Raw genomic sequence first — 14,355 nt, 5'->3', positions numbered from 1 at the left:
ATATATATTTGTCATTAAACTGAGATGAATTAATTCATCTCTTTTTTACATGTTCCAGCAATGATTTAGAGGACCTCTTCCCTTTCCGAGGTTAAGATTGTAGTTGAGGGCTCCAGTCAGGTAATTCTTTGCATTGAAGATGCTTTCAGCAACTGTGAAACCGTCAGCCAGGCTGCAGGCAATGGCTGATGACAGTGTACAGCCTGTTCCATGGGTATTGGTGTTTTTTATTTTTTCATGATTGTACCAGGAAAACATTCCGTAATAGAATAGAAGGTCGTCACTTGAATCTTCAAGGTGGCCGCCTTTGATTAAAATATGTCCCGGGAAATTTTTTGAAATTTTAAGTACTGCCTCTTCCATGTCCTGCTTGTTTTTAATTTTAATTCCTGAAAGACATTCAGCTTCTGGAATATTTGGTGTTATTATGTCTGCCAGAGGCATTAGTTTATATTTGAGTGTTTCAATTGAATCATCATTTAAAAGTTTGCTCCCGCTGGTTGAAATCATTACCGGGTCAAGAACAATGTTTTTTGCTTTGTATTCTATGAGTTTTTCAGCTATTATCTCAATAAGTTTTTTGCTTGAAACCATTCCAATTTTAACAGCATCCGGATAAATATCAGAAAAAACGGCATCAAGCTGTTTTGCTGCAAAATCAGGGGTGGATTCCATGACTCCGAATACACCCGTTGTGTTTTGAGCAGTAAGGGCTGTTATTACACTCATGCCGTACATTTTATGGCTTGTTATTGTCTTGAGGTCAGCCTGTATTCCTGCGCCGCCGCTGCAGTCAGATCCGGCAATGGCAAGTATTTTTCTCATCAGTACCCTCCAATTGTCTGTTCAGACAGTTTAAATAGTTCTGAAGCAGCTTCCCTTACATCTTCCTGTCCAAAGATTGCTGATATTGCACAAATTCCATCAATGCCGCATCCGGAAAGATTAAGCACATTGCCCTTGTTAATTCCGCCTATTGCCACAACTGGAATGCTCACAGAAGAGGTTATTTCTTTCAATATATCAAGATTTATATTTTCTGCATCAAGTTTAGTTGAAGTTGAAAAAACAGAACCTGCACCTATGTAATCAGCTCCTTCAAGCTGGGCTGAAACTGCTGCATGGGCATTTTTTGCAGAAACGCCTATAATTTTATGTCTACCAAGCATGTCTCTTGCTGATTTAACAGAACCGTCGCCCTGTCCTATGTGAACACCGTCGGCATCAACTCTTAGGGCAACTTCAACATTGTCGTTTATTACAAAAGGAACATTGTACTTGTCAGTTACAGATTTTACTTCTCTTGCCAGCTGAACAAATTCATCATAACTCACATTTTTTTCCCTGAGCTGTACAAATGTTGCTCCGCCAAGTATGGCTTGTTCCACAACTTCAGAAAGTTTTTTGTCTCCAAGCCATGTGCGTCCAGTTATTGCATAAAGAACCATTGAATTTCTATCTAATTTCAATTTTGGCCCTCCCTTCGAGCACATTGTCATCCATGATTCCCATGTAATCAATTAGATGCATTTTAAATGAAGATGTTCCGCTGCCAGATTTCATGATTTTTTCATAAGCTACCTCACCGCATATGCCCATGGCACACACAGCAGCAGCACAGGAATCCAGAATATTATCACCTGATGCAGCAAATGCGCCTGTTATGGAAGAAAGCATACATCCTGTTCCTGAAATTTTACTCATCATGGGATGACCGTTTTTAATGATGTATGATTTTTCTCTGTTTGAAACTATGTCAATTGCTCCTGTTATGGATATGACTGCTCCTGTTGCAATGGAAAGCTTTTTGGCAAATTCAGCAGTATCAGAAATTTTTTCTTGGGTAATGCTGTCAGAATTGTCAGCATCGACGCCCCTTGTTGCGCTGCTTAAACTCCCAATAGTTTTTATTTCTGAGATATTTCCCCTGATTGCTGCAAATTTAATTTCTTTGAGCAGCCTGAACGTAGTTTCTGTTCTTAGATTTGAGGCTCCGGCACCAACAGGATCAAGTACAACAGGGATGTTCATTTCATTTGCCTTTTTTCCTGCAAGTATCATTGACTGTACAGTGCGGGAGTTCAAGGTTCCTATGTTTATGACAAGTGCGCTGCTCATGGATGTTATTTCTTCAACCTCTTGCTCATCATCTGCCATTATGGGTGAAGCACCAAGGGACAAGAGAACATTGGCACAGTCATTAACCGTAACGTAGTTTGTTATGTTGTGAACCAGAGGACATGTTTCTTTTATTTTTTTTAGAGCGTTAGAAAACAAGATGATGCCTCCTTTTATAATATTAGTTTGAAAATTCAACTTTCTCGCCGTTTAATATTTTGTTTGTTGTCCTCATGGCGCACATTTTCCCGCACATTGAACAGCTGTGTCTGTCAGCAGGAGGTGTACTTTCAAAATATTCCCTTGCCTTTTTTTTGTCTATGGCGTAAGAAAACATCTCCTCCCAGTCGATTCTTCTTCTCGCATCGCTCATTTTGTTGTCTATGTCTCTGGCATTAGGAATTCCTTTTGCTATATCTGCAGCATGGGCAGCAATTTTTGAGGCTATTATTCCTTCTTTTACATCATTAACATCGGGAAGCCTCAAGTGTTCTGCAGGAGTGACATAGCACAGAAAGTCTGCTCCGTTTGCAGCAGCAACAGCTCCGCCGATGGCTGATGTTATGTGATCATAACCGGGAGCAATGTCTGTAACAATTGGCCCAAGAACGTAAAATGGAGCACCGTGACAAAGTCTTTTCTGAAGCTGCATGTTTGCTGCAATTTCATTTAATGCCATGTGTCCAGGCCCCTCAACCAGTACCTGCACATTTTTGTCCCAAGCTCTTTTTGTAAGGTGTCCAATTTCAATGAGTTCTGAAATTTGTCCTGCATCCGTTGAATCGTTAATGCTTCCCGGCCTCAGTGCATCCCCAAGGCTTATGGTTACATCATATTTGTACAATATGTCCAGCAGCTCATCGTAGTGTTCGTAGAATGGATTTTCATTTCCCGTCATTTCCATCCAAGCGAAAATCAGTGAACCTCCTCTTGAAACAATGTTTGTAAGTCGTTTTGAGCGCTTGAAGCTTTCAATTGACCTCTTGTTTAATCCTGCATGAATAGTCATGAAATCAACACCTTCAACAGCATGAGCTTCAATAACTCTCAGAAAGTCTTCTGCCTTTATTTCCAGAAGGTCTTTTTCCAGATATCCGATGGCATCATACATGGGTACAGTTCCAATCATCGCAGGAGAATAATCTATGAGCTGCCTTCTGAATGTGTTTGTCTTGCCGTAGTTACTCAGGTCCATTATTGCTTCTGCACCGAAGTCAATGGACATTTTAACCTTTTCAAATTCTTTTTCATAATTCGCGCAGTCACCTGAAACACCAAGATTTACATTTACTTTTGTTTTAAGACCTTCGCCTATACCCTCGGGACTCAGGGATTTGTGATTTATGTTAGCAGGTATAGCAACCCTTCCAATGGCTACAAGTTCTCTTATTTTCTCGGCGCTCATATTTTCCTTTTCTGCAACTACTTCCATTTCAGAAGTTATGATTCCATTTTTTGCTGCTTCCATTTGTGTGCTGTAATTTTTCATTTAATACCTCCAATTATTTGTAATCCGGTTTTTTTCAAAGCTGTTATAAAAACTAAAGAAATCCCTGCACCTGCAACAGAACTTATTCCAAAGGGAACAATAAAACCAAATAATGCAGCCTCACGCCCCATTACAAGAGATGCTACAGGATAAGCCAGCAATGCTCCTATTATTCCTGTTCCCACTATTTCACCGAAAAAAGCAAGGGATGTTTTTTCAGTATGCTTGTAAAGCGTGCCGCATAAGAATGCTCCGCACATGCTTCCGGGGAAAGCCAGAAGACTTCCTGTACCCATCATTACACGGAGCAGAGATGTTACAAAAGCCATGCTGATGCCGTAAAAAGGTCCAAGAGTAACACCTGCAAGAACGTTGATGAAATGCTGCACTGGAAAAACTTTTGCTGCTCCAATGGGAATTGAAAATGTTGAACACACCACACCCACGGCAATTAAAATTCCTGCCTGGGCTAATTTCTTAGAATTTGACATAAAAACCTCCAAATTTCATTTTAAATATTTTGGTCTGAATCAGAGTATTACCTGCTGCATCTGACAAAAATGTAAAATAAAAAGCGCACCTGCTTGTGAAGTGCGCTATATGCTAATACAATAGTATCATTGCAATGTTCCCTACGTTGGCATTATCCAAATCAGGTACGGTCGAAACCAATGTTTCCTCTCAGCCTTCAAAAGCTCCCGAAATATTTAATTGTATTAATCTTAGCACTTAAGTATAAACTAGTCAATGATTTATGTAATTAAAATTAATTTGGAAAAATTCAAAAAAATGCTTGTATTAAATTTTCTCCAATGCTATAATATATTCGCTATCCTTGCTCCTGGGAGTACAGGGGCCAAAGTCCAAAGGGAGGTGACTCAAATGATGAGAAAATATGAAGGCGCATTCATTCTACTTGCTAATTTAGAAGAAGATGTAAGAAACGCTGAAATCGAAAAAGTAAAAAACATAATAACTGAAAGACAAGGAACAATCGAAAAGGTTAATGAGTGGGGTCAGAGAAGACTTGCTTATGAAATCGACAAAAAAAGAGAAGGTTATTATGTATTCGTTGACTTTACATCAGAAGCAGATGCTGTTAATGAAATAGACAGAATTTGTAAAATCAGCGATAACTTTGTTAGACACATGATAACAGTAGAAGAATAGAAACTATATAAAAGAGGATAAAATATGAATAGTGTTGTATTAATTGGAAGACTAGCCAGAGATCCGGAACTGAGATTCATACCTTCAACAGGTATGGCTGTAGCAAAATTCACTTTAGCTGTAGACAGAGAAATGTCAAGAGATAAGAAACAAGAAGCGACATCTCAAGGAAAACAGACCGCGGATTTTATAGGTATAACTGTATTCGGAAAACAAGCTGAAAATTGTGCAAACTACCTTGCAAAAGGAAGCCAATGTGCAGTTCACGGCAGAATTTCAACAGGCAGTTACACTACACAGTCAGGCGAAAAAAGATATACAACCGATATCGTAGCAGATAGAATAGAATTTGTTGGCGCAGGAAAAGGCCAATCATCATCACCGCAACAGGGAAGACCGGTTCAGCCAGATAGCAGCTTTTTCGATGGATTCCCAGATGAAGACAATGACATTTTCCAACCAGTAGATGATGAAGATATCCCATTTTAATGAATAGAATATTACGGAAGGAGGAAATATAAATGAGTTCAAGACAAGGCGGAAACAACTCTAGAGAAGATAGAGGCGACAGAAATGACAGAATGGGCAACAAAAGAAGACCACGCAAGAAAGTGTGCCAGTTCTGCCAGGAAAAAGCTACACATATAGATTATAAAGACCTTGGAAAGTTAAAGAAATATACAACTGAAAGAGGTAAAATATTACCAAGAAGAATCACAGGTGCTTGTGCTAAACACCAGAGAATGGTAACAAGAGCAATTAAAAGAGCAAGAACTATTGCTTTAATGCCATACGTAGCAGACTAATAAACAATAATAATAAAGATTTGTGCTCGCACAAGTCTTTTTTGTTGCTGGTTTTTGTAATGAGTGGTTACAGACTGATAATATCGGCATTTGCAATGAACTTAAAATCCCATTTTGTAGGGGCGGACTACTGTCCTCCCGGATTGTTGCTGTACATCTCATAATTCATATAATAAATAAAAAAAGCTAACGGTAATCCGTTAGCTTCAATCATTTTTAATTCTTAACTCTTAATTCTTAATTGTTTAGTGGCATCCGCCGCCGCATCCGCTGCAGCCTGACTGAGGCTGAACGACCGGTTTAAGACCTACACCGTATCCGTTGTTTTCTTCGCTTGAAACAATTATGAATCCTCCAAATTGTTCAATCAGTGATTTTTCTGCAATGAAAGTGACTTCTTTGATTGTTTCAACATCATCCCCATCAGTAGCTTCGCTCACTGATATTCCAAATACAGGGCCGCTGCATGCATAGTTGTCAATTCCTATTCTTATGTTGTATGAATCAACATTTGCCTCATCAAGCAATGCCTTGAATTCATCGTATGCTGTATCATTTATAAATATCATGGTATAATCCTTTCTGGTTAATCATTTTTGTTACACATCATGATATCATATTAAAATTGTGTTGTACATAATAAATTATATTAAATAATCATGCGATTTTAATTCTCGTACACATATGCAAAACAAACTGACCTGATATACATAAAATTCTTAACTCTTAACTCTTAATTCTTAATTTCTTTACTTCATACTTACAATTTCAACTCCTGTGTAGTAATGTTTTAAGATTTCCTTGTAATTATAACCTTCTTCGGCCATCCCATCAGCACCCCACTGGCTCATTCCTACACCGTGTCCGTAACCTGTTGTTACAATTTCTATTTCATTTCCTGTCTGAATGAAACTGAAGTTTGTAGAATTAAGACCAAAAATTGAACGCATTTCACGTCCTGTGATTTCAGCACCATTAACCAACAATGTCTTTATTTTTCCGCCTTCACTGACCTCTCCAAGCACTATCATATCATCAAGGTTGTCTTTTGTGAGCCCTAAGTCTCCATAAACGGATTCAATTTTGTTTATAAAGTCGCTGACTGTCACCTTGACAGAAGCATGAAGTTTTGGAGCTTCGCTTTCATAAGGACTTTCAACACTTCTTAAGTATGGAACAGAAGCAGAAAAAACATCCTCTGAATTTTCAGTTCTTCCTCCGCTGGCAGAATGAAACAAAGGCTCAATAATTTTGCCTTCGTAAGTTAAAATCTGTCCTCTTGTTGAATTTACAGATTCTTCAATTTTCCCCCAAGATGTATCATACCAGCCGTCATCGTGGGATGCAATGAGATCCTCCTTTGATGTCCACACCTGGCAGTGGGTTCCCGAGCATATGGGAGCATCCGTGTGTTCAGGCTGTCCTTCAGGATATTTCTTCATTCTGTACAATAGATATGTTCTTGCTGTAATTACCTGTGCCTTCAGCGCTTCAATGTTGAATTCGGCAGGCATTTCTGAAGCCACAACTCCCTTGAGGTAATCCTCAAAATCAATAACCATAACATCATTTGTTTTTACGTTGTACACTTTAATGAGCTCAGGTTCTTCAATGCTGTAAGTTTCAAGTATCTCTTCATCATCACCATTTTGTGATCCTTTTGTTTCATTGCCTTCATTGCTGCTTTTGGTATCTACTGTTGCAGCCGCATCTTTAATATCAAATTTATTCTCCAACACAGCCAGAGAAATGTTTGGAACTGTCAGAAGCATTGTAAATATAACAGCAGCATAAATAATTCGGTTTAACATAATATCTACCCCTTTATCATAAGTTTCATAACATTTTATGAGCGTAAAAAAAAATTAGAACAATTTTGTATTAAATAAAAAAAATGGGACACACTATGTGAAGATAATAAAGAAGATAAAACAGGAGGTTTACATGAAGAACAACAGATTAAAAAACGCTCAGGCGAAAATGAAAAATTTCTTTATTAGACTCAAGAACAGGGATACAAGTTTCTTTATAATTGCACTTTGTATTGTACTTTTATCAACTGCAATAATTTGGAGATATACATCAAATCCAAATTCAGATAAAGGAAATGATTTGGCAGAAAATGAAACAGAAGACGAAAACATAGGTGCCAATGTAGACCCATATGAGGATTATATTGAAGGTGTGATTGAAGATTATGAAAATGCCGGCAATGATAAAGATGATGAGCAGGAAGCAAAAAGCCTTGACTTAAAAACAATGAAATTGCCATTGGCAGGTGAAATAATCAGGGAATTTACTTTGAATGACCTTGTATATTATGAAGCAATTGGAGAATGGAGAGTACATAACGGCGTTGATATCAAGCCAAAGGACACATTGATGATTGAATCTGCATTTGCAGGAACTGTTGAAGCTGTAAATAACTCAGAGATTACAGGCACAGAGGTTATTATTGACCATGGAAACAATGTTAAAACATTATACAACAACTTGGTTTCTTCAACCGTGGCTGTTGGTGATTCTGTTAAACAAGGACAAACAATAGGAAATGTAGGAAAAACCGTAAGCGTTGAATCAGCTGACGGAGCTCATCTGCATTTCGAATTGATTGTTGACGGTAAAAATGTTAACCCCATGGACTATATTACTGTTCAATAACAAAATAATGTTCTAACAAAGACATTAACGCATAAAAATGTAATAAGACGGTATAGCCAAAGGGGGTTAAACATGAAAGATTACATAGAACGGAGAGCCATGGAAATTGCGGAATTTATAATAAGTACTGAATCTACTGTAAGACAGACAGCAAAAAAATTCGGTGTCAGCAAAAGCACAGTCCATAAGGATGTTACAGAACGTCTTCCCAAATTGAACCCTCCAGCTGCAAGCGAAGTTAAAAGAGTTTTGCTAAAAAATAAGTCTGAACGCCACATTAGGGGAGGTAAAGCTACTCGCTTAAAATATAAAGAAGCACATGAGCACGAAGAAGTAAGCAATATGTAATTAACCAATTGAAGAAAGGCACTGACTGCAACATGTTGGTGTCTTTTGTATTTGTTGAATTTCTTTAATAAAAAAATGTAAAGTATAGAAATAATGTGTTTTCTAAAAAAAGTCCTAAAAATGTATATATCCTATTTAAGTTCTGTTCCTCCCCATTCAATAACCGCAAATCCGTTCCTTTCAAATGTGTCTAATACAGGCTCCTGCACTTCTGTAAACTCGTCTAATGCTTTATATACCATAAAAACTCTTAAAATACTATCTGGTTGTGGACTTATATTCAGTTTAGCACTGTTTTCATAAATATCTGTCTGGAATGTGATTAAATTATATTTGTTATTTTGCATATGTGGAAGCCAATAAACAATAAATTCATTCAGTTCTTTAGGAGTCAATCCCACATACTCTAATTTTTCCTGTAAAAATTGTATAGTATCTGCTCCTTTTACTACAAAACCTTTTGACATATCCCAGGAGCTTTCACCTATACCTTCCCAATATAAGTATGAATACTCTCTGCCATCATCCTTATTAATCAATGTTCCGTCAGGTCTGGCGATTACTTCCCAACCATTTTCATATGTTGGATATGTACATGTTAAGGCACCATCCAGCTCTATGTTAATAGAAACTTCTGTTTCTTTCTCAGGGTAAAGATATATAACAGGTTTTGCAAAGCCGCCTAAAAATTCAAAATAATAGTCATAGGTTTTCGGGCTGTATTCGCCTAAATAATATGCATCAACCAAGTAAGCCAATTCATGATGTATCATCCTTGTGCTCAGCTCTTTTTGAGATACGACATCATATTCGGCTAAATTTGCAATCCAGTCAGAATACAGGTTAAAGGTGCTGTCTATCATATCTTCACAATAATCCTGCTTTAAATATCCAAAGAAAGCCCATCTGCCATATGCATATGTTATACCGTTCCATGTGTAAAGTGGTATAGTATCTCCTCTTTCTTCAAGATATTCAGTACTTTCTTCAAACTCCATCTTTTCACCGAAATAATAATAATCAGTAATTGTTTTCTCTGCGTCATCAGGATCCTTAATAATTTCTGCTCTAAAAGCCTCCGTAAATATCAAATTATCTTCTTTTAAGGTAAATAAATAATCTGTATCCTCGATTTTATTATTTTGCCTGTTTTTATATGACATATTAAACCATACTTTTGAGCCATCATCTAATGTTTTTACAGCAATTACATTGCTTAAATTTCCAACAATTCTATGATAATTATATATGGTATCAATATATTTTAATTCATTATCATTAATTCTATATATTTCTACATCAACAGCATTTTGAGAAACGCCGCTAAAATCAGTATAGCTGGTTTGTCTGGAAACTAACAACTCCGGAAATGTGTCAAAATCTAAATCCAATAATACAACTCCAACAGTTTTTTCATTTATTATAGTATCTATATTAGATATTAATAAATCATATATTATTTTCATATTTGGATCTTTGTTTTCTGCACTAAAATCTAAATCTGTAGAATTTGTTAAAATTTTGGTGGTGTCTCCACTTACAGGAGTACATTTTGTTAATATTCCCTTATTTAAATACTCCGTTTTGTTTGGGCTTATTTTATAATTTACCAATAAACAATCAGCCTCTATTGTTGCATATATATAATCAGTATCTACATCATTGAAACTATCAATATTTTCTTTTGTATTTTGTCCCGTCATATCTATATCAATTTCACAATTAAATTCCAGCGTATCAGCTTTTATATTCAAACCATTAATATTGAACTTACACAAATCATCTTTGTCATGATAAACAGGTATTCCATACATATAAGCAGGATCAATTATTATATTAAAGGTTTTACCGTCATCATTTCTTTTTATAAATGCATTGAAGGTAACTTGCCACATATCATAACCAAAGTTAAAGCTCTCAACTTTAATTATTTCTGAGGCTTCATTGTAACCGTTGAAAGTAGCATATGGTGAAAGTTGTCTGATAGTAAGGGGAGTTTCAAAAGATTGAAAATTATTGTAATATTCTTTTTCTATACTTAATTGGATATTCTCAGTGTTGTATTTATCGTCGTATCCTTCGCAATATAGTATTTTTGTAGAGTTTCTTACAAAATCGTTATACTCATTAAAATATGCAGAATTGGATGAAATATATGTGTCACCTAAATTAAAACTAATCTGATGACCATTTATAATTTTGTTAATATTAATTAAGCTTAGCTGTTCAGGCGTTGCTTCTTCTAGTGGTATAAGATTATTTTCAGAAATATCTGTGCTTTGTTCATTCATATCTTTATTCTTATCTTCATTACTATCTTCAGTCATATCTTCATCATCTTCATTGCTATCTTCATTACTTTTTTCATCAGAATCTACGCTTACATCAGCTGGGGTGTTTGTATTAATACTTTTACATCCAGTAAAATTAATTACTATTAACAAAAAAATACACATAGCATAAATATATTTCTTCATTATAAATACCACCTTTTTTGATATTAGAAATGCTTTTTACATTATACTCTTACCTTATTTTACACATCTTCCAAAATATATGCAAGTCTTTAAAAATTCCCTTTGTTTTACCTTAGTACCCGAAGTATTTGCAGTAAACTTAAGTGGTGTAATAACGCCATATTAGTTACACAAATACAACAAATTAATACCGTATTACTAATTTAAAGCATTACTAAGGAGATAACGTATTGAAAATACTTTATAATATAACAGTGGATAAAGAATAAAAATCACAATATAAGTATAAATTTAAAAACGACTTCGGGCAAATTGTGGGCAAATTTTTATAATAAGCAGTATCAAACGGTATTAATAAAAATGTCTAAGATACCTTTGAGAGTATTGAAATTTAAACATAGTATTAATACCGTTCTACCCCTTAAGATTCGGGGAGGTAAAGCTACTCGCTTAAAATATAAAGAAGCACATGAGCACGAAGAAGTAAGCAATATGTAATTAACCAATTGAAGAAAGGCACTGACTGCAACAGGTTGGTGTCTTTTTAGTTTGCAATAGTTTTGAGCTAGTATTAGGAAATTATGATTTTTACTAATACTTAAAGTGCTATAATCTTGTGTTTTAATGTTTAATATAGTAATGAAATTAAGCAAGATAAGAGGGTACAACAAACATGTATAACTGCACTATCTACAATTTTTAAGTTGTACCCTTTAATAAAGAATGTTATGGTATTATAATTCCTTTATATATGTCCTAACAAAATTTTAATTCCCATTGCAATAAGGATAATTCCACCTGCTAATTCAGCTTTAGATAGATGTCGTTATACCTGATAACTTTTTAAATTATATAATCAAATTAATATTTTGCTAAAAGTTCATCAACTAATACTTTATTGCTTTCAACACACCCGCCGCATCCAGTACCGGCTTTTGTAACTTTTTGAACTTCTTCAAATGATCTTGCTCCTTTTTTAATCGCTTGAATCATATCTTGAACTTTTACATTGTAACACCCGCATACTACTTGATTTTCATCTATTTTTTTCTTAAGTATTAAATTATTAACTAGTTTTTCATTACTACCTTTACACTTACCGCAACCTGTACTAACTTTAGTTATTTGCTGAACTTCTTCAAATGTTGTGGCGCCACTATTTACTGCATTTATTAAATCTTTTTCAGTAAGATTAGAACATCCACATATAATATTTCTATTTTCTATTCTATCATTATTTTTTTCCGTTAGTTTCGAAATTTTTGCTTTATTAGATTTAAGCGTATACTTGCCAACTAAATCTTTTAAAATCTGCGCTTGTCCTGATAATTCTTCACTTGCTGCAGCACTTTCTTCAGCAGTAGCTGAATTGTTTTGAACAACTGCAGATACTTGCTCAATTCCCATAGTTACTTCACCTATTGAAGTAGCTTGGGCTTCAGATGCTCTTGAAATTTCCTCAACAACATTTGTAAGATATTCCCCTCCTTCTACCACTATTGATAAGGAATTTGCTGTTTCATCAGCTAATTTTTTTCCATTTTTTACTGCCTGTATAGATTGCTCGATCAAAGAAGTAGTATCCATAGCTGCAGTTGCACTCTTAGATGCTAAATTCCTAACTTCGTCAGCAACAACTGCAAAGCCTTTTCCGGCAGAACCGGCCCTGGCTGCTTCAACAGCTGCATTTAAAGCTAATATATTTGTTTGGAAAGCTATATCCTCTATTGCTTTTATTATTTTACCAATTTGATTTGATGAATTATTAATTTCATCCATGGCTTTTATCATGTCTTGCATTTGGACATTACTTTTTGCTATTTCGTTTCTTAAGTTTATAGCCCTTGTTCTTGCATTTTCAGAATTTTGAGCATTACTTTTTACATTATCGGATATCTCATTTAATGTTGCTGATAATTCTTCTACAGAACTTGCTTGTTCCGTTGCTCCTTGAGACAATGCTTGTGCACCACTGGAAACTTGATCAGCTCCGCTTGCAACTTGTTCAGATGCTTGATTAATCTGTGTCATATCTTCATTTAAATAATTTAATATGCTTTCAGTAGAAATTTTTAATTTTGCAAAATCACCTTCATAGTTCATTTCAATTGTAGATGTTAAATTCCCTTTTTCAATTTCCCCAAGATGATAAGAAACATTTCCAATAACTTGATTCATTTCTTCAATAGTAGTTTTCAAACTATTTAATAAAATTCCTGTTTCATCATTGGATGTAGCTTTAGGTACAACGGAAGTTAAATCTCCATGGGACAATAAAACTAAGCGGTCTGCACAAGATTTAATTGGGTCCGAAATCTTTTTAGCAGTTTTCCGAGCTATAATAATTCCAAGAAGAATAAAAATTACAACTGCTATACAAATGGCTATAATAGAAGTATAAACACCACCTAAAAATTCACTTCGCTCAACATTAATTGTTATACTCCAACCATTAGTACCTTCAATAGGAGCAAATGCAGCCAACATTTTAACACCATCGTATGGGTAACTACCAAAACCTGTTTCGCCATTAATCATTCTTTTTTCTACTGCTGCAAGTTCTTTTAAACTTTCATCTGTTTTAACAAGTTCCTGAGTATTCTCTACTCCAACAATAGATTCATCTTTATATGCTATAGTAAGTCCATCCTTATTTAACATATAAGCATCACCAGTATCTCCTACATTAATTGACCTCACAATATTATTTAAAAATTGTTCATCTGGTACAAAATATACAACTCCTACAACTGTTGAATTCGGTATTCCATCTTTCCATAGAGGTGCAGAAATTATAATTGAAAGTTTTCCAGTGATTTTGCTTATAAGCGGATCACTGGCATAGGATTGACCATTAATTGAAGATTTAAAATAATCTCTGTCCGAATAATCCTTACCATCAAAAATACTTATGCCGTTTAAATCGAGAATATTTCCCCTTTGAAATCCATATTGTTTTACGTTGGCATCAATGATTTTTTGCTTTTCACTTACTGAGACATTTGAATCTGACAAATCCTTTATGCCTCCAGCTCCCATGGCTACATTTTTATACGATTCTATTTCTTTAATAACCCTTTCAGCAGCAATTACTGCTGTTTCAGTCATAGTCTGCTCAAGTGCATCATAGGTTGTTTTGTAATTAAGATAACTGCTGATGGCACCTAATGTAATACTTAAAACTATAACAACTGATAAAATAATAAAAGTTATTTTTGTCTTAATACTGTTCATTTTAATTTTAGTTATTTGAATTTTTTTCACGACTTATCCCTTTCGCTTTTAT

Annotated in this window: 14 protein-coding genes and 1 riboswitch; of the genes, 5 read left to right on the top strand and 9 right to left on the bottom strand. The window is 35.1% G+C overall.

Annotation, left to right across the window (positions count from 1 at the left end; genetic code table 11):
- Positions 1-45 precede the first annotated feature (45 nt).
- From thiD to thiW, 5 genes are read right to left on the bottom strand one after another with little or no spacing between them, the layout of a single operon-like run.
- Positions 46-825: a bifunctional hydroxymethylpyrimidine kinase/phosphomethylpyrimidine kinase gene (thiD, locus tag BN358_RS03980; RefSeq protein WP_019228009.1), complete on the bottom strand. Its 780-nt coding sequence runs from the start codon at positions 823-825 to the stop codon at positions 46-48.
- Positions 825-1,469 (bottom strand): thiamine phosphate synthase, encoded by a 645-nt coding sequence (gene thiE / locus BN358_RS03975; RefSeq protein ID WP_019228008.1) that lies wholly within the window; start codon positions 1,467-1,469, stop codon positions 825-827. The genes thiD and thiE overlap by 1 nt, the downstream gene beginning before the upstream one ends.
- Positions 1,456-2,277 (bottom strand): hydroxyethylthiazole kinase, encoded by an 822-nt coding sequence (thiM, locus tag BN358_RS03970; protein WP_019228007.1) that lies wholly within the window; start codon positions 2,275-2,277, stop codon positions 1,456-1,458. Before thiM ends, thiE begins: the two co-directional genes overlap by 14 nt.
- 22 nt (positions 2,278-2,299) lie before the next feature.
- The gene (thiC, locus tag BN358_RS03965) at positions 2,300-3,607 is read right to left on the bottom strand and encodes a phosphomethylpyrimidine synthase ThiC (protein ID WP_019228006.1); all 1,308 of its coding nucleotides are present in this window, start codon (positions 3,605-3,607) and stop codon (positions 2,300-2,302) included.
- The gene (thiW, locus tag BN358_RS03960) at positions 3,604-4,098 is read right to left on the bottom strand and encodes an energy coupling factor transporter S component ThiW (protein ID WP_019228005.1); all 495 of its coding nucleotides are present in this window, start codon (positions 4,096-4,098) and stop codon (positions 3,604-3,606) included. Before thiW ends, thiC begins: the two co-directional genes overlap by 4 nt.
- A 121-nt stretch (positions 4,099-4,219) precedes the next feature.
- A riboswitch (TPP riboswitch) is annotated at positions 4,220-4,319 on the bottom strand.
- A 170-nt stretch (positions 4,320-4,489) separates the two neighbouring features.
- Between thiW and rpsF the strand changes: the two genes are divergently transcribed.
- From rpsF to rpsR, 3 genes are all read left to right on the top strand, one after another.
- The gene (rpsF, locus tag BN358_RS03955) at positions 4,490-4,777 is read left to right on the top strand and encodes a 30S ribosomal protein S6 (protein ID WP_019228004.1); all 288 of its coding nucleotides are present in this window, start codon (positions 4,490-4,492) and stop codon (positions 4,775-4,777) included.
- 24 nt (positions 4,778-4,801) lie between these two features.
- Complete coding sequence (locus BN358_RS03950) at positions 4,802-5,266, top strand: single-stranded DNA-binding protein (protein ID WP_019228003.1); 465 nt, start codon at positions 4,802-4,804, stop codon at positions 5,264-5,266.
- A gap of 92 nt (positions 5,267-5,358) precedes the next feature.
- Entirely contained in the window at positions 5,359-5,583 is a 225-nt protein-coding gene (gene rpsR, locus BN358_RS03945; protein WP_040581985.1) for a 30S ribosomal protein S18, read from the top strand.
- Between the two features lie 245 nt (positions 5,584-5,828).
- On the opposite strand, the gene BN358_RS03940 is transcribed toward rpsR, so the two are convergent.
- A complete protein-coding gene (locus tag BN358_RS03940; RefSeq protein WP_019228001.1) occupies positions 5,829-6,152 on the bottom strand; it encodes a HesB-like protein in 324 nt (107 codons plus the stop codon).
- 180 nt (positions 6,153-6,332) lie between these two features.
- Positions 6,333-7,394: a stage II sporulation protein D gene (gene spoIID, locus BN358_RS03935; RefSeq protein WP_019228000.1), complete on the bottom strand. Its 1,062-nt coding sequence runs from the start codon at positions 7,392-7,394 to the stop codon at positions 6,333-6,335.
- 133 nt (positions 7,395-7,527) lie between these two features.
- On the opposite strand from spoIID, the gene BN358_RS22225 reads away from it, so the two are divergent.
- Both BN358_RS22225 and spoIIID read left to right on the top strand, forming a co-directional pair.
- The gene (locus BN358_RS22225; protein ID WP_019227999.1) at positions 7,528-8,244 is read left to right on the top strand and encodes a M23 family metallopeptidase; all 717 of its coding nucleotides are present in this window, start codon (positions 7,528-7,530) and stop codon (positions 8,242-8,244) included.
- 72 nt (positions 8,245-8,316) lie between these two features.
- On the top strand, positions 8,317-8,592 hold the full coding sequence (gene spoIIID / locus BN358_RS03925) for a sporulation transcriptional regulator SpoIIID (protein WP_019227998.1): 276 nt from the start codon (positions 8,317-8,319) through the stop codon (positions 8,590-8,592).
- A 131-nt stretch (positions 8,593-8,723) separates the two neighbouring features.
- On the opposite strand, the gene BN358_RS27435 is transcribed toward spoIIID, so the two are convergent.
- Together BN358_RS27435 and BN358_RS03915 are read right to left on the bottom strand one after the other, a co-directional pair.
- The gene (locus tag BN358_RS27435; protein ID WP_019227997.1) at positions 8,724-11,069 is read right to left on the bottom strand and encodes a hypothetical protein; all 2,346 of its coding nucleotides are present in this window, start codon (positions 11,067-11,069) and stop codon (positions 8,724-8,726) included.
- Positions 11,070-11,930: 861 nt separating this feature from the next.
- Positions 11,931-14,333, bottom strand: coding sequence for a methyl-accepting chemotaxis protein (locus BN358_RS03915; RefSeq protein ID WP_019227996.1), 2,403 nt, complete (start codon positions 14,331-14,333; stop codon positions 11,931-11,933).
- Positions 14,334-14,355 lie beyond the last annotated feature (22 nt).

This window comes from Sedimentibacter sp. B4 (genome assembly GCF_000309315.1).
In the GTDB taxonomy this organism is placed as follows: Bacteria; Bacillota; Clostridia; order Tissierellales; family Sedimentibacteraceae; genus Sedimentibacter; species Sedimentibacter saalensis.
This window is presented reverse-complemented; position numbering and strand designations above follow the sequence as displayed.